This window comes from Cohnella caldifontis (genome assembly GCF_029360585.1).
GTDB classification, from domain to species: Bacteria; Bacillota; Bacilli; order Paenibacillales; family Paenibacillaceae; genus Cohnella; species Cohnella caldifontis.
The window spans coordinates 38,301-52,939 of record NZ_JAQZSJ010000014.1 but is presented as its reverse complement, the minus strand read 5'-3'; the positions used below and the strand labels follow the sequence as shown (position 1 = coordinate 52,939).

Below are 14,639 nucleotides of genomic sequence, written 5' to 3'. Positions count from 1 at the left end.
CGGAGCGGGGAAGCGGCAAGAAACGGGAGTCCGGCGGGGGGCGTCCGGATCAGGCACCATGCGGCGGCTTACGGGGCTTCTTTGCGTGTCTCCCGTGCCAGCCGCATCGCCTCTTCACGGTCCTGCACCTGCAGCTTGTTCAGGATATTCGCGATATAATTCGCGACCGTTTTGCCGCTGATGTCCAGTTTGCTTGCGATGGCGGCGTTGGACAGGCCTTCGGTCATCAAATACAGCACTTCCCGTTCCCGCGCGCTGAGCTCGGGGAACAACTCCGCGCTGGCGGCGGGCCGCGATATGGCGAAATACTCGATCATCCGGGCCGCGATGCCGGGGCTGAAGATCGCTTCGCCGTTGCCGACGGCCCGGATCGCGCGAAGCAGCTCGTCTTTGTCGGCTTCCTTCAAGACGTAACCTTTGGCCCCGCTGCGCATCGCGGTGAAGACGGAGGCATCGTCCTCGAACATCGTGAGCACGAGAATCCGGATCGCCGGAGACTTCGCGGCAATGCGGCGGGTCACTTCCATGCCGCTCATCCCCGGCATGCGGATGTCCATGAGCATGACGTCGGGCTGGAGCGATTCGGCTAAAGCGACGGCTTCTTCCCCGTTCCCCGCCTCGCCGACGACCTGAAGGTCGGGCGTGGTGGACAGCAGCGTCCGGACGCCGTGGCGAAACATCGGATGGTCGTCCACGATGACGATTTTCAGAGGCTTCATGCCGTCTCGCTCCTTCCTTCGGGGGCCGTGGCTTCGCCGTTCGTATGGGACAGAGGAAGCGTAACCCGCACGCGCGTTCCATGCGGCGTCCCCTGCTCGAAACGGCAGGAGCCGCCCAGCTCCTCGGCCCGCTCCCGCATGGACTGGGTCCCGATGCCGCCGGGCTCCGCGGAGGCGCGCCGGCCGTCGCCGAAACCCCGCCCGTCGTCGGAGATCTCGAGCAGCAGCGCCGGGGACGGTTCCCGTACGCAAGCCAGGGAGACCCGGCAACGCTTCGCGCCGGAATGGCGGACGACATTGACGAGCGCCTCCGTCACGATGCGGAAGGCCGCGACCTCCACGGCCGCGGGCAAGGGAGGAAGCTCCTCCGGCGCGTCCAGCCGGAAGTCGATGCCGTCGGCCGGCACTGCTGCGTCCTGGCGGTGCATGGGACGCGTCACGTCGTGGATTCGCTCCCGAATGGCGCCGATCAACCCTAGTTCGTCCAGCGAAGGCGGGCGCAGATCGTGCACGAGCCGCCGAATATCCGTAACGGCCGAGCGGATGGTGGTCTGCAGTTCGACGAGGATCGACTTGGTGCGGGCCGGATCGGACTCGATCAGCGTCTCGGCGGCCGAGGCCGTGAAAGCCAGCGCCGCCAGCCGGGGCGCCAGGTCGTCGTGCAGGTTGCCGCGCAGGCGGCGGCGTTCCTCTTCGCGGGCAAGCACCAGGCGTTCCCGGGACTCCCGCAAATCCTCGGCGGCCCGCATCAGATCCAGGGAGGCCGTCGCTCCCGATACGACCGCGCCGGCCTGGCGGGCGAGCATGTCCAGAAACCGGCGGTCCGAGACGGTGAAGGACTCGCCGGCGGATCGGGGAGACACGAGCAGCTCCCCCAGCTCCTCGCCCCGATGGACAAGCGGCAGGCGGGCCGGTTCGCCTTCGGGGTCCCCGTCCTCCGCGACCACGATCGTCTCTCCGTCCCGGTTCAGCGAGATCCCCGCGTAAGGAAGCTTCAGCGCGTCCTTCACCGTTTGCGTCACGACCCGGAGCGACTCTTGGGGGGACAGCGGATTTTCCAGCTGCCGCCCGAGAACCCCAAGCACGGACAGCGGGTCTTCGCTGCGTCCGTAAATCAGCCGGTTCACCTGGCGCTGCAGCCGCTCTTTCAGCGGTCCGAACAACACGGCGACGAGTCCGGTCGCGATAAGCGAAGAGATCAGGTGCGATGCCGACCTGAATACCGTGCCGACATACCAAACGCCGATTACGTAGACGGCGATGACGAACGCGCTGAGCGCCCCGTACACCAGCGTTCGGCCGACCAGCGCGTCGATGTCCCACAGCCTGCGCTTCAGCAGCGCGAGCAACAAGGTAACGGGGATCAGCATCATCCCGAAGTCGAGGAGCGCTTCCATCGCGAAAAGCAGCATGGGGTTGCCGTTCAAGGCTTCCGCCCGGAGGATGAACACGAGCGTGATGCCGAGCAGGAACGCCATGCCTCCGAACATGCCGAAGAACGCCCATTTGGCCTGCTGCCTCTCGACAGGGTCCAGCACCTTGCGGTAGCGATAGATTTGCACGGCAAGCAGGCTCGTCATCCAGGCCAGCGTCCAGACGAGGAACAAATTCCGGCCCCAGTATTGTAAATCCAAGACCGTGTCGGGAAATAAGGTGCGCAGAACGCCCGGAACAAGCAGCGCGATCAGACCGAATTTCGTCCATCGCGGCTCGAATCGGCCGTTGGGAAAGACGAAGTACAACGTGAGCAAGGAAGAGAATGAGAAAACTTCGAGCACGTGATTCAGGACGGTTAAGGAAGGGTGGACATGGGTGAGGAACAGAGGGAGCGAAGCGAACATATAGCCCTGGGTCACCAAGGCGACCGAAGCCACCAAACCGGTGAATTCGAGCGACTTATAGCGGAAAATGAGCAGGCCGACGCCGATATACACCAATCCGAACAGCGCGTACAGCCCCGTGTAGGCGGACGCGAACGTCGCGCTGGACATGCCGTGCGCGCGCAGCCACTCCGGAGTAGGAGCCGTATCGTAAAACGCGACGCACTCCGCCAGGCCGACGCAGTGGTCCCGCAATTGAACGAAAAACACCGGGACCGAATAGACGAACAGGACGATTCCGCATAGACAGACGAGTCCCGCGATCCACCGCAGCATTTTCAAACGCTTCCCCTCCTGGCCAAAGTATAACAGCCGCCGTTTCGAGCCGTAAACAACAGATGCGGCCGGGGACGGGATTTCCCAATGAGATTCCCGACGTTCGGGAACGCCGCGCTCTTCCTGCCGGGAAACCGGTGCGGGTTATGATGGGGACGGCGGCGCGGAATGCGCCGGAAGGAGAAGGAGAGGACGAAATGAACGTTTTGCCGAAAAGTTATTTGAAATTCGGAGGCTGGACGCTGCTGATCGGAGGGACGATGGGGATCCTGGGCCAGTTGCTGCATATCGGGGACACGCCGGCTTCGCTGGAGGACATCCCGGGTTTCCTGCAGAAAGCGGTGAATACGCACGTGCTGCTGGCTTGGGCGTCGATCCTGATTCTGATGGGCATGCCGGCGATTTACTTGCGGATGGCGGAGCGGCTGAGCGCGTGGGGATGGATCGGGTTTCCGCTGCTGTTCGCGGGGATGCTGCTGGAAATTTTCCACGGACCCGTTCAGATTCTGGCTTACCCGATTATCTATGACCACGTAAAGGACGCGGCAACGCTGCAGACGGTCAACGACCAGGTGAACAATCTGATGGTCGACCGATACCCGCTGTCCCTGGCGGTGCTGATCCCGCTTGTTCCGGCGATTTTGCTGGGCTTGCTGCTGCTCGGAATCGCGACGATCCGGGCCAAGGTTTACCCCCGCTGGCTCGGCGTATTGGCCGTCGTCGTATTGGCGGTCATGATCGCCGGAATCATGGTCCAGACCATTAACGTGTTCCCGGCGGTGCATCTGTTGTTCGCGTTGTTCGGAGCGATGCTGGCGTTCGGGAAAAACGGCGCGGCGGAGCGGGAACAAGTTACCGCGGCGGCATAACGCAGATCGCAGAGCGGCCATAGCGTTGATCGGAGCCCGCAACCCGAGAGGGGGGAGCGGGCTTTCGCCGTTGCGTGCACGCGCTGGGCTGCGGCGGTTAGTCGGATGAGGCTTGCCTGTATATGGTACGATAGGAAAAGGCGTGTCTTCATTGGCGAAAAAACGGATGGGGTGCAAATATGGCAAGCTTTACGGAGTTGGGCATCGGAGAGGAACGGGCGGAGTTGCTGCGAAGGATGGGCATCGTCCGTCCGACGCCGGTGCAGGAGAAGGCGATTCCGCCGATTCTGGCGGGACGCGACGTGGTCGGGCAGGCGCAGACGGGGACGGGCAAGACGCTGGCGTTCGTGCTGCCGATGCTGGAGCGGCTGAATCCGGCGGCTTCGCACGTGCAAGGCTTGATCGTCAGCCCGACGCGGGAGCTGGCGATCCAAATCACGGCGGAAGTGAAGAAGCTGATCGCCGGCACGGATTACCAAGTGCTGGCCGTCTACGGCGGGCAGGACGTCGAGGCGCAGCTGCACAAGCTGCAGCGGAGCATGCAGATCATCGTCTGCACGCCGGGGCGGCTGCTCGACCATCTGCGGCGCGGGTCGATCGACTTGTCGCAGGTGAAGATGCTGGTGCTCGACGAAGCGGATCAGATGCTCCACATGGGTTTCTTGAACGAAGTGGAGGAGATTTTGCGGGCCGTGCCTTACCGGCGGCAGACGCTGCTGTTCTCGGCCACGATGCCGGCCAACGTGCGGGCGCTCGCCGCGCAATTCCTGAAGCAGCCGGAGGAAGTAACGGTCAAGGGGCCGCAGGTGACGGTAAAGGACATCCGCCAGTGGGCGGTCGAGACGACGGACCGCGGCAAGCAGGCGGCCCTGCGCAAGCTGATCGACGAGCAGCGCCCGTATTTGGCGATGATTTTCTGCCGGACGAAGCGGAGGGCCAGCGCGTTGAACGAAGCGCTGCAGGCGCTCGGCTACTCCTCGGACGAGCTGCACGGGGATTTGTCGCAGGCGAAGCGGGAGCAGGTGATGGCGAAGTTCCGCCAAGCCAAGCTCCAGCTGCTGGTGGCGACGGACGTGGCGGCGCGCGGCCTCGATGTGGAAGGTGTCACCCACGTGTACAATTACGATATTCCGCAGGACGTCGAGAGCTACATCCACCGGATCGGCCGGACGGGCCGCGCGGGGGCGTCGGGGCTGGCGATCACGTTCGTCGCGCCGCGGGACCGGCCGGAGTTGGCCGCCATCGAGAACGCCATCGGCATGGCGCTGGAGCGGGTGCGGATGAATAGCGGAGACGGCGGCGCCGGGCCGGCCGAAGGAACAGCCGAGCGTAAGCGGTCCGGCGGAAAACCGGGGGGCCGATTCGGCGCAGGAGGCGGGGCGAAGCCGGGCGGCCGGCCGCCGCAGGGCCGCGAAGGACGCCGGCCGGGCGGCGCTCCCCGCGGCGGAGGAGGAGGCTCGCGTCCGCAGGGTCGGGATTCCGCCGGTCCCGGCACCCGGGGCAAGAAGTCGCCCATCCGCTCTCAACGCAACAAGCCCCGCTGATGCGCAGCAAGCCCAGCGAACGTGCGGCGGCATCTCAGAGAAACGCACAACCCAAAGGTTGTTCCGCAAGGCTTCATCGAGCCTTCGGGGCAGCCTTCTTTTTTTCGCCCTCCGTTTTGTCGGCTTGCCGACTGTTTTCCCTTTCGATCCTGTATTATAATCCTAAATACCGATAAGAAAACTATGATTAATTCGTTTACCCGAGGAGGCGCACCGGCGCATGCGTGAAGCGGAAGGGTTCCTTGATACGGAAGAAAACGCACGGGAACAGGATGAAGCGGAGCAGCTTGCGCTGGCCAAGTTGTTCGAAGAATACGGCTCTTCCCGGAAGATGAAGAAGAACGAATATATTTTCCGGGGAGAGGAGGAAAGCCAAGAGATTTATTTCGTCCGGGAGGGTTTGGTCAAGATTTCGCAATTCGCGGAGGAAGGCCATAGCATCACCTTGTTTCTGCGGCACAAGGGCGAGGTGTTCGGAGCGGCGGAGGTGCTGACCGGACAAAAACGGCAACGGTATGCCCGGTGCATGGCGGACAGCCGCATTCTCTCGATTCCGTCCGTTCAATTTACGAGTCTGTTAAAGAGCCATCCCGATGTCTTGTACGCTTTAACGGTGTCCAACGCTCGTCGGCTTCTGCAGACACAGAGATACGTGGAGACGCTTATCTCGAAGCCGGTCGCCTGGAGATTGGCGCAGCTCTTGATTCAATTGGGCGTCCGCAAAGGGAAAGAGACAGTCGTCATGCTGCCTTTGAGTCACGAGGAGATCTCCTACGTCATCGGCTGCAGCCGGCAGACGGTTACGGAAACGTTGGGCGGCTGGCGGGACGAAGGAAGCATCCGCTACGAGAAGAAGATGGTCGTGATTTATGATACCGGGCATTTTCTGAGTCATTTATAGCTTGGACTTTCAGGAGGGGATTGGATGATCCGGGTTGAGGGAGTCGGCAAATCATTCGCGCAGCGGGACGGAGTCGTCTATACCGCGCTGGAGGACATCTCCTTCGAAGTCGGCCGGGGGGAGTTCGTATCCATCCTGGGTCCATCCGGCTGCGGGAAGTCCACGCTGCTTAATTTGGTAGCGGGGCTTGAGCGGACGGATCGCGGCCGCGTCGTCGCCGGAGGCAAGGAAATCTCCGCTCCGGGGCCCGATCGGATCGTGGTGTTCCAGGATCATGCGCTGTTTCCCTGGCTCACGGTGCTGGAGAACGTCGCCTTCGGTCTGAAACAGAAGGGGATGAAGAAGAAGGAACGCCGCGAGCGCGCCATGGAGCAGATTCGGACCGTCCATCTGAGCAAGTTCGCGGACCGCTATCCCCATGAATTGTCGGGGGGGATGAAACAAAGGGTGGCTATTGCGAGGGCTCTCGTCATGGATCCGGAGATTCTGCTGATGGATGAGCCGTTCGCCGCCCTGGACGAGCAGACGAGGCTCCTGTTGCATAAGGAACTGGAACAGATCTGGATGCATACGCGGAAGACGATTCTGTTCATCACCCATAACATCCGGGAGGCCGTCATGCTCTCCGACAGGGTGCTCGTCATGTCCACAAGGCCGGGCAGAATCAAGAAAGAGTACCGCGTACAGGCCGCAAGGCCGAGAGAACCGGACGATTCCGTTCTGCGCCATATCGAGAGCCGGATCATGGAGTCGCTCGCGGCCGAATTGGAGAAAGTGGCGAAGGAGGAATACGGCAGTGACTACGGTCTGGAGAACCGCGCTCTTTCTCATCCTGCTGCTGCTCATCTGGGAGACGGCATATAGGACGATGGACTGGGGTTGGCGATTTCCGTCGGCGCTGCAGACGGTTCGCGCCTTCTACGACGGGATCGCGAACGGGCAGCTGCTGGAAGCGACGTTCAGCAGCCTGCGGCGCATTCTGATCGCCTTTGCGGTGTCTTGTGCGATCGGCACGACCTTGGGCGTACTGTTCGCCCGTCACCGGACGTTGGACGAAACGATCGGCTTCGCCGTGGTCGCATTGCAGACCGTGCCGAGCATCGCCTGGCTCCCGTTTGCGATCATCTGGTTCGGGTTGAACGATTTCGCCGTCATCTTCATCACGACGATCGGTGCGACGTGGACGATGACGATCGCGTGCCGGAGCGGGATCAAGAACATACCGCCGATCTATTTGAAGTCAGCCCAGATGTTCGGGACGCGGCGCGGGCCCAGCACCTTTTTCCAGGTCATGCTTCCCGCAGCCATCCCTCAACTGATTACGGGGATGCGGATGGCATGGGCGTTTGCCTGGCGGGCCCTCGTATCCGGCGAATTGATCGCCCGCGGCATTGGGCTCGGCCAAATGCTGGAGGAGGGCAGAAGCCTCGGCGACACCTCCCTCATGCTCTGCATCGTGCTCGTAATCGCGATTCTCGGAACGATCTCCGATCATCTCGTCTTTAAGCGCATCGAAGATCGCGTCTGGATGCAATACGGCCTGAAAGCGGCCAAAACATAAGCTTGGCCTGAAGGAGAGGAATCCATGTTCAGAAAAGCGTTTTTTCCGGTTGCTGCACTCGCGGTCGTTTTCATGTTGCTGTCCGGATGCGGCACGTCAGGCGACGGAGGGGGATCGAACACGGCCGACCCGGTCACGGTCAAAATCGGATTGCTTAAGAACGTGACGCATGCCCCGGCGTTCGCGGCGATCAAGAAGGGCTACCTTCAGAAGCGCCTCGGCGACAACGTGAAAATCGAAGTTCAGGGCTTTAACAACGGCTCGGAATTTTCGACCGCCATGGCGACCGGCCAGATCGATATCGGCTACGTAGGGCCGAGTCCGGTCATCAACCAATACGTAAGGAGCAAGAACCTGAAGATACTGTCCGGGGCCAACAACGGCGGCGCCGTTCTGGTGGCGCGGAAGGGCTCCGGCGTGAAATCCGTGAAGGACCTGGCGGGCAAACTGGTCGCCGTCCCAACCAAAGGAAGCACGAACGAAATCTCGTTACGGCTGCTGCTTCAAGAGCATGGTTTGAAGATCGCGACGGACAAAAGCGGCGTGCAGATGATCGCGATGGCTCCGGCGGACACGCTGACGGCGATGAAGCAAAACCAAGTAGACGCGGCGCTGCTGCCCGAGCCGTGGGGCACTCAGATCGCGAACGAAGGCATCGGAGAAATTACGGTCGACTGGGACCGGATTCCTCCGAACGACGGGAATTATCCGTTAACGATCATCGTGGCCGGAGACGGCTTCATGAAGAACCATCGGGATTTGGCGAAGGCCGTCCTTCTGGCTAACGAGGATGCGATCGCTTTTATCGAAGAGAACCCGGACGACGCTTACGCGCTGGTCAGCGACGAGCTGAAGGAATTGACGGGCAAGGGATTGGAAGCCGCATTGATCAAGGCCGCACTCTCCCACCTGAGCTTGACGACGGATATCGACCAGGACGCCCTGAAGACGATGGCCCAGGTGGCGGTGGATGCCGGTTACGTGAAAGAAGTCGGGTCGGAAGGTTTGGATCTGAGCGGATTATATGACTTGTCGCTTCTGCAGGAAATTCAAAAAGGCCAATAGCCGAAAAGGCGTCAAGGAGAGATCCCATGTTTATTCAACCTCAGGAGAATGTGCGATCCGACTTCCATCCCGATCTTACGGTCATTCTGCTCGGAACGGGCTCGCCCCGGGCCTTCTATGGGCGGGCGAAGCCCGGCGCGGTCGTGCTGGCGGGAGACAAAGCGTTTCTCGTCGATTGCGGAGGCGGGGCGGTGGACCAACTGATCAAAGCGGGAGTGATGCCCCAACGGATTTCCGACGTGCTGTTCACCCACCACCATTACGATCATAACGCCGGATTTTTCGATGTGTTCATCACGAGCTGGCGGACGCATATTACGTCGGAACGCGTGTACCTCGGCCGTTCCGTGCCTATGCAGGTGTACGGACCTGAGACGACAAAAGAGATCATCGGAAAAATGAGAGAGTCCTTCGAGTTCGACGTGAGGCTTAGGATCAGCTACAACTTGTCGGATGAGGCGGGATCGAGAATCGAGTACACGGAATGCAACGAGGGCGTCGTCTACGACAAGGACGGCATTCGGATCACCGCCTTCGAGGTGGATCACCGTCCCGTTTATCCGGCCGTCGCTTACAAATTCGAATACAATGGCAAATCGGCCGTCATCTCCGGCGATACGATTCCGGTGGAGAACATGGTGAAACACGCCGCCGGAGCGGATTTGCTTGTTCACGAAGCGTACAACAAGCCCTGGCTGGATGCCCTGATCGCCCGATATCCCGAGCATGAGAAGGCGTTGTCCAACCCGGCGAAATATCATACGACGACGTTGGAAGCGGCGGAAATCGCGCGCCGGGCGGGCGTTAAACACCTCGTGCTGACGCATCACATTCCCGCTCCAGCCGCGGATGAAACGGCAGAGGAAGCGTATATTGCGGGGATGAGGAAGATTTTTACCGGAGCGATCACGGTCGGACGAGATTTAATGGCATTCAGGCTATAGCCGCGTTGCGCAGGAACGGAATGTCCTTCCGCCCTCAGGGGCCGGGAGGACATCTTTTTTCCGGAAACGGGGTATCAATAGAGGAAACGAATCCCTGCCGCAGGGGAGGGCTGCCTCATGCTAATCGCCAATCTTGCCCAGAGTCTCGTTTGCGCGGGCGCGCTGTGGACGCTGAAATGGATGGGAAGTCCGTTCCGCCGAATCGAGAAAATCGTGCTGTACCTGGTTTGCGTCACCGCGTTCGAGCAAGCGCACTCGGCGATTCTGGACAGCCAGAAGCTGATTCGGATCACGCCGACGGGTACGGCATTCGCCTACTTCAAAATGAATCAGCTCATCCTATTCCCCTTGGCTACGATGTGGCTGCTCTACGCGATCTTCCGGATCCGGGATCGATTTCTGGTTAAGGCGGCTCTCGGCACGGCCTGGATGGCGGGATTGACGGCCTCGGTCGGGCTCAGCCAAGCGATCGGCGTGATCGAAGACACGGGGTGGAATGTCGGATACGCCGTGTTTACTTGGACGGTCGTGCTCCTGGCCGTTATGATATTCGCTGCATGGTATCGTAAGCTGCTGGAAAAGAGGGGGGAGGCCGATGCTGTACGCGCCTGAGCGGTTCGACCTCAACGAATGGTTCGACTTGTTCTCCGCGGCGCTTCCGCTGACGATCGCGTTTTTGCTTCCGGGACGTTTTACGCTCATCGCGCTGACGGTATTCACGGTATTCTCGGTGTTCATGGCCCAGACCGTGGATTCCCTCATCGCCGTCAAACCGTACGATCTCTACGATGTCAATGACACCGTCAAATACGATGTGTCGGATATTTTCATTTACTATTTCTCGTATCCGCCGACGACGTATTTGTTTCTCTATTTCTACGATAAATGGAGCCCGAAAGGGTGGCGCCGGGCCGGGTACGTGCTGGCCTGGTCCCTGCTCTCCTGGGGGCTGGAGTGGGCGGCGTATCGATGCCACGTGTTCTACTATAAGGGGTGGAAACTGGCTTATTCACCGATTGCCTATGTGGTGATATACGCTCTATTCATGGCCATGTTCCATATGGTGGAGACCGTCATGAACCGGGAAGGATACCCGATGCGACGATCGGGCCAAGCCCCGCCAGGCGGGTCATGATCGTCGCCATTTCGCGGGCCGTCTTCGTCTTGCCGGTGTCGTACCAATGCTGGATGACGCCTAGGTTGGCGGACGTCATGTAAGCCAGGATGTAATCGAGGGGGACGCCGGCCTCGGACACCCGCGAAGCGTTGAGTACGCCGACCACTTTGCCGTAGATTTTGTCTTTCATCATCTGCTTCACCCGCGGCGCGAACGAGGGGTCGCCTTTGGGGCCGAGCATGGCTTTGAAGAAATCCGCATGGAAATCCCAATACTCGAAAATGGACAACAGCCCGGGATACGGTTCATTGCGCTTCGCATGCGCGATAATGTCCAGGAAATCGACTTCCATGGCCAGCCGCGCCAATCCGTCCAAAATTTCCGACTGCATCTGCTCAAGCAGATCGTAGACATCCTTATAATGTAAGTAGAACGTGCCCCGGTTGATCTCCGCCCGGGTGGTCAAGTCGCTGACCGTGATGCTCTCCAGCCCTTTCTCGTCGATGAGTTCGAGCAGCGCTTGGCGCAGCAGCTTCTTGGTGCGTTGGGTGCGGCGGTCGGCGGTTTTGTCCGTCATGGCGCTCGGGTCAACTCCTTTGGCGGTTTGGCGCGGAAAATGAGCGGGTTTATGAACACTGCCGGTTAGCGGTGTCCATTAATGAACAGTCTGTGCCATACTGATGATTGAAGCTTTTTCTCCCATCATTATAATGAACAGTGTGATCATTAATCAACAACTTGTTCATAAAATGAGAGGGTGGGAGAGAGATGTCGGTATTTTTCAGGCAAAAGTTCGTCAGGATCGCGGTTGGCGCGGCGTTGGCGGTGCTGATGATTTTCGGGCTCGCGATGATGGGATCGGTGCTCGGGGCGAAACCGAAGGCGCTGCCGGTCGTGCTGGCGGTGCTCGACCAACCGGCGGACCTGCCCGGGGGCGGGCAGCTGGCGGTCGGGAAGATGGTGCAGGAGAAAGTCGAGGGTCTGGCGCAGCTGCCGGTGAAATGGATCCGGGCCGACTCGGAAGAAGCGGCGCTTGCGGCGTTGGATCGGCAGGAGGCGTACGGGGCGCTGGTCATTCCGGCTGACTTCAGCGCGGGCGTAATGTCCCTCGCCGGTCCGGAACCGAAGACGGCGAAGGTGAAGCTGTATATGAACGAAGGGATGAATGCGCAAGGCGTATCGGCGGTGAGGACGATCCTGCAGCAGGTCGCGCAGAACGTCGGCACGGAATTAAGCAAGCAAGCGCTGCAGATGGTCGGTCAACAAACGGAGCAAATCCCGGTCGGGAAGGTGCAGGCGCTGCTGGCTCCTTTCCAGGTGGAAGAGGCTTCGGTGCATGCGGTCGGATCCGGCAACGGCAACGGCAGCGCGCCGGTGATGCTGACCCAGATCGCGTGGATGGGTTCGCTCATCATGAGCGTGTTCCTCTTCCTGGCGGGCCAGGGGGCGAGAAGGGCCGGCGGCGCTTGGGGCGCGGCGGCAGGGCAGACGATCGCCGGCTTGGCGCTGGCAGCGGGCGTTTCCGGGTTCCTCGTCTGGATGGCGCATTCCTGGTACGGGATGGAGATGGCCGACATCGGAGCGGTGTGGCTGTTCCTCTGGCTGGCGGCCGCCGCGTTCTTCCTGATGCAGTCGGCGCTGTTCAACTGGCTCGGCATTCCGGCGGTCGCGCTGCTGGTGCTGCTGCTGTTCTTCTCGCTGCCGATTCTGAGTTTGGCGCCCGAGTTTCTGCCGCAGGTCACGCAGGATTGGCTGTATTCCTGGACGCCGTTCCGCTACGTCGCTTCCGGGCTGCGGAGCCTCATGTACTTCGGCGGCGATTCCGGCATGAGTCTGCCGTACGGCGTGCTGTGGGGCATCGCGGGCGTGAGTCTCGTCGTGCTGCTGGCATCGGCGCTGCGGCCCGATAAGGCTCGAGTCGCGAAGACAGCCGAGCTGGCGGCAGCGACGGTTCCGGCGAAGCAGGGGTAAGCATTCATCACTCCACCGATACCCGACCTCCTGATAGGGGTCGGGTTTTTGGTTTTCCGGGGCAGTATGGTACGATATGGGCAAATTGCGAGACGGAAACGGAGAGAGCGCAGGCTATGGCAGGAAGCGGGAAAGTCCGGAGCGCCGTTCGCCCGGGTTTGGAAGTCGACATCGTGCTGAAGAAAGACCAGCGGACCGGCGCGCTGACGCGCGGGATCGTAAAGGATATTTTGACGAATTCGCCGACTCATCCGCATGGCATTAAGGTCCGATTGTGTGACGGGCAAGTCGGGCGGGTGCAGGCGATTATAGGCGGTACGGGAGCGGGAGACAACGGTTGATGCCGTTCCGTACGCCTCCAGGATATCTGCGGAGGTCGTCTGTGATCGTGACGATTAGCGGAGAATATCCCTAGACTGTGAGATTGGGAACTATTCATGACGTTCCATGAATGATAGGATTCGGATTAGCATGGGAATTTCATATCATCACGGCATCGAACGGGTACGAGTCGCTCGGTTCGTTCCGATCCGTGAAGGAGGCCGTCGCTTGCGTCCAGTCTCATTCGGGAAGAGAAACCGGTTATTCTATGGAATTGTAACGGCACTGCTCTTATGGGGCGCGTTATCCGGATGTCAATGGGATGCGGCGGACTCCAAGACAGGGAGTTCTGATCCGTCAGCAACCCTAAGTCCGGCCGCAGCCGCGACGGACTCCGTTATGGAGACCCACCCAGTGCCGACGCCGAGCGGCGAAATTCCCAAACGGAAAACGCTCGATGAGCTCGTTGCCCAATACCGCGACTTCGGCTTGACGGACACGCACAACCACGACGCGAGCGGCGATGCCTATTGGAGGATGATAGGTACATGGGAACGGGACGCCGTTCGCCGCGTCGTCTTATTCGGGGACGTCTCGGAGCCAAGCGCGATGGATACGGACGAAAACGCGTGGAATGCTTACGTGCAGCACCCGGACTTGTTCATACCCTACTTCTCCGGTATCGATCTGCACGATAAGTCCAGCCTGGAGCACGTACGGAGCATGTTGGAACGAGGCTATTTCGGATTAGGCGAGATCGCGGGCGCATCGTCGTATTCCCCGATGGTCTCGAAGGTGGCCTGGAAAGCCAACGACCCGATGGACGGTTATCTTCCTCAAATCTACGAGCTGTGCGCGGAATACAAGGTTCCGATCCTGCTCCATATCGATCCGCCGAACGGTGAACCCGTAAGCAAGCTGGAACAAGCGCTGGACGCTTACCCGAACACGATTTTCATTTTCGGACACATCAATACCTACAATTCGCCTGAGAACATAGACAGGCTGATGGGCGCGCATCCGAACCTATACGCCGACTTCTTCGCCGGGTTTACGGACTTGAGCCCTGATAGCGGCAATACGCTGAAGGATTTCATTCCGGTGATGAAGAAGTACTCCGATCGCTTCCTCCTCAGCACCGATTCGGGATACGGCTTGCAGAGCGAAGAAGCGGCGGTCGAGTCGATGTACCGCGTCATCGACCTGATCGACGATCCGGTTGTCGCCCGCCGCATCGCGCACGACAATTTCGACGCGATCATTCAAGCCGAGCCCGCTTCGAAGACGCAGCTGGAAGCCATCCGCAAGCTGAATTTGACGGGCGATCAGGCACCCGACATGAGCCATCTGACAAAGTTCGAAGCGGGCAAGATTCTGATCGATCATTCCGTGGATATGAGTAGTGGGTAAGCGGCGAAGCCGGCTCCGAATCGGGGCCGGTTTTTTGCTCGTTGTCTGAAGGGTGTGGATT

Annotated in this window: 15 protein-coding genes; 12 read left to right on the top strand and 3 right to left on the bottom strand. The window is 60.3% G+C overall.

Features of this window, described 5'->3' with window-relative positions:
• Nucleotides 1-68 precede the first annotated feature (68 nt).
• Together PTZ19_RS18015 and PTZ19_RS18010 are read right to left on the bottom strand one after the other, a co-directional pair.
• Nucleotides 69-719, bottom strand: a complete 651-nt coding sequence (locus PTZ19_RS18015) for a response regulator (protein ID WP_276356473.1) — start codon at nt 717-719, stop codon at nt 69-71.
• Nucleotides 716-2,875 (bottom strand): sensor histidine kinase, encoded by a 2,160-nt coding sequence (locus PTZ19_RS18010; protein ID WP_276356556.1) that lies wholly within the window; start codon nt 2,873-2,875, stop codon nt 716-718. Before PTZ19_RS18010 ends, PTZ19_RS18015 begins: the two co-directional genes overlap by 4 nt.
• A gap of 197 nt (nt 2,876-3,072) precedes the next feature.
• Between PTZ19_RS18010 and PTZ19_RS18005 the strand changes: the two genes are divergently transcribed.
• From PTZ19_RS18005 to PTZ19_RS17965, 9 genes are all read left to right on the top strand, one after another.
• Nucleotides 3,073-3,744, top strand: coding sequence for a hypothetical protein (locus tag PTZ19_RS18005; protein WP_276356472.1), 672 nt, complete (start codon nt 3,073-3,075; stop codon nt 3,742-3,744).
• A gap of 179 nt (nt 3,745-3,923) precedes the next feature.
• Nucleotides 3,924-5,288 (top strand): DEAD/DEAH box helicase, encoded by a 1,365-nt coding sequence (locus PTZ19_RS18000; RefSeq protein ID WP_276356471.1) that lies wholly within the window; start codon nt 3,924-3,926, stop codon nt 5,286-5,288.
• Between the two features lie 220 nt (nt 5,289-5,508).
• Nucleotides 5,509-6,189 carry a Crp/Fnr family transcriptional regulator gene (locus tag PTZ19_RS17995; RefSeq protein WP_276356470.1) on the top strand — a complete coding sequence of 227 codons (681 nt, stop codon included), beginning with the start codon at nt 5,509-5,511 and terminating at the stop codon, nt 6,187-6,189.
• 24 nt (nt 6,190-6,213) lie between these two features.
• Nucleotides 6,214-7,053, top strand: a complete 840-nt coding sequence (locus PTZ19_RS17990; protein ID WP_276356469.1) for an ABC transporter ATP-binding protein — start codon at nt 6,214-6,216, stop codon at nt 7,051-7,053.
• Complete coding sequence (locus tag PTZ19_RS17985) at nt 6,986-7,750, top strand: ABC transporter permease (protein WP_276356468.1); 765 nt, start codon at nt 6,986-6,988, stop codon at nt 7,748-7,750. The genes PTZ19_RS17990 and PTZ19_RS17985 overlap by 68 nt, the downstream gene beginning before the upstream one ends.
• Nucleotides 7,751-7,774: 24 nt before the next feature.
• Nucleotides 7,775-8,815 (top strand): ABC transporter substrate-binding protein, encoded by a 1,041-nt coding sequence (locus tag PTZ19_RS17980; protein WP_276356467.1) that lies wholly within the window; start codon nt 7,775-7,777, stop codon nt 8,813-8,815.
• A gap of 26 nt (nt 8,816-8,841) precedes the next feature.
• Nucleotides 8,842-9,759 (top strand): MBL fold metallo-hydrolase, encoded by a 918-nt coding sequence (locus PTZ19_RS17975; RefSeq protein WP_276356466.1) that lies wholly within the window; start codon nt 8,842-8,844, stop codon nt 9,757-9,759.
• A gap of 117 nt (nt 9,760-9,876) precedes the next feature.
• Nucleotides 9,877-10,371, top strand: coding sequence for a hypothetical protein (locus PTZ19_RS17970; protein WP_276356465.1), 495 nt, complete (start codon nt 9,877-9,879; stop codon nt 10,369-10,371).
• Nucleotides 10,355-10,894: a hypothetical protein gene (locus tag PTZ19_RS17965; RefSeq protein ID WP_276356464.1), complete on the top strand. Its 540-nt coding sequence runs from the start codon at nt 10,355-10,357 to the stop codon at nt 10,892-10,894. Before PTZ19_RS17970 ends, PTZ19_RS17965 begins: the two co-directional genes overlap by 17 nt.
• Here the strand turns inward: PTZ19_RS17965 and PTZ19_RS17960 are convergent.
• On the bottom strand, nt 10,833-11,453 hold the full coding sequence (locus tag PTZ19_RS17960; protein ID WP_276356463.1) for a TetR/AcrR family transcriptional regulator: 621 nt from the start codon (nt 11,451-11,453) through the stop codon (nt 10,833-10,835). The two genes, PTZ19_RS17965 and PTZ19_RS17960, sit on opposite strands and share 62 nt — an antisense overlap.
• A gap of 191 nt (nt 11,454-11,644) precedes the next feature.
• On the opposite strand from PTZ19_RS17960, the gene PTZ19_RS17955 reads away from it, so the two are divergent.
• From PTZ19_RS17955 to PTZ19_RS17945, 3 genes are all read left to right on the top strand, one after another.
• Entirely contained in the window at nt 11,645-12,847 is a 1,203-nt protein-coding gene (locus PTZ19_RS17955) for a YhgE/Pip domain-containing protein (protein WP_276356462.1), read from the top strand.
• Nucleotides 12,848-12,963: 116 nt separating this feature from the next.
• Entirely contained in the window at nt 12,964-13,188 is a 225-nt protein-coding gene (locus PTZ19_RS17950; RefSeq protein WP_276356461.1) for a YwbE family protein, read from the top strand.
• Between the two features lie 394 nt (nt 13,189-13,582).
• Nucleotides 13,583-14,578 (top strand): amidohydrolase family protein, encoded by a 996-nt coding sequence (locus tag PTZ19_RS17945; protein ID WP_276356460.1) that lies wholly within the window; start codon nt 13,583-13,585, stop codon nt 14,576-14,578.
• Nucleotides 14,579-14,639: the final 61 nt, after the last annotated feature.

Coding starts and splice junctions, on each gene's coding strand:
- PTZ19_RS18005 (WP_276356472.1), top strand. CDS start 3,073: ATGAACGTTTTGCCGAAAAGTTATTTGAAATTCGGAGGCTGGACGCTG.
- PTZ19_RS17955 (WP_276356462.1), top strand. CDS start 11,645: ATGTCGGTATTTTTCAGGCAAAAGTTCGTCAGGATCGCGGTTGGCGCG.
- PTZ19_RS17975 (WP_276356466.1), top strand. CDS start 8,842: ATGTTTATTCAACCTCAGGAGAATGTGCGATCCGACTTCCATCCCGAT.
- PTZ19_RS17950 (WP_276356461.1), top strand. CDS start 12,964: ATGGCAGGAAGCGGGAAAGTCCGGAGCGCCGTTCGCCCGGGTTTGGAA.
- PTZ19_RS17960 (WP_276356463.1), bottom strand. CDS start 11,453: ATGACGGACAAAACCGCCGACCGCCGCACCCAACGCACCAAGAAGCTG.
- PTZ19_RS18000 (WP_276356471.1), top strand. CDS start 3,924: ATGGCAAGCTTTACGGAGTTGGGCATCGGAGAGGAACGGGCGGAGTTG.
- PTZ19_RS18015 (WP_276356473.1), bottom strand. CDS start 719: ATGAAGCCTCTGAAAATCGTCATCGTGGACGACCATCCGATGTTTCGC.
- PTZ19_RS17980 (WP_276356467.1), top strand. CDS start 7,775: ATGTTCAGAAAAGCGTTTTTTCCGGTTGCTGCACTCGCGGTCGTTTTC.
- PTZ19_RS17965 (WP_276356464.1), top strand. CDS start 10,355: ATGCTGTACGCGCCTGAGCGGTTCGACCTCAACGAATGGTTCGACTTG.
- PTZ19_RS18010 (WP_276356556.1), bottom strand. CDS start 2,875: ATGCTGCGGTGGATCGCGGGACTCGTCTGTCTATGCGGAATCGTCCTG.
- PTZ19_RS17970 (WP_276356465.1), top strand. CDS start 9,877: ATGCTAATCGCCAATCTTGCCCAGAGTCTCGTTTGCGCGGGCGCGCTG.
- PTZ19_RS17995 (WP_276356470.1), top strand. CDS start 5,509: ATGCGTGAAGCGGAAGGGTTCCTTGATACGGAAGAAAACGCACGGGAA.
- PTZ19_RS17990 (WP_276356469.1), top strand. CDS start 6,214: ATGATCCGGGTTGAGGGAGTCGGCAAATCATTCGCGCAGCGGGACGGA.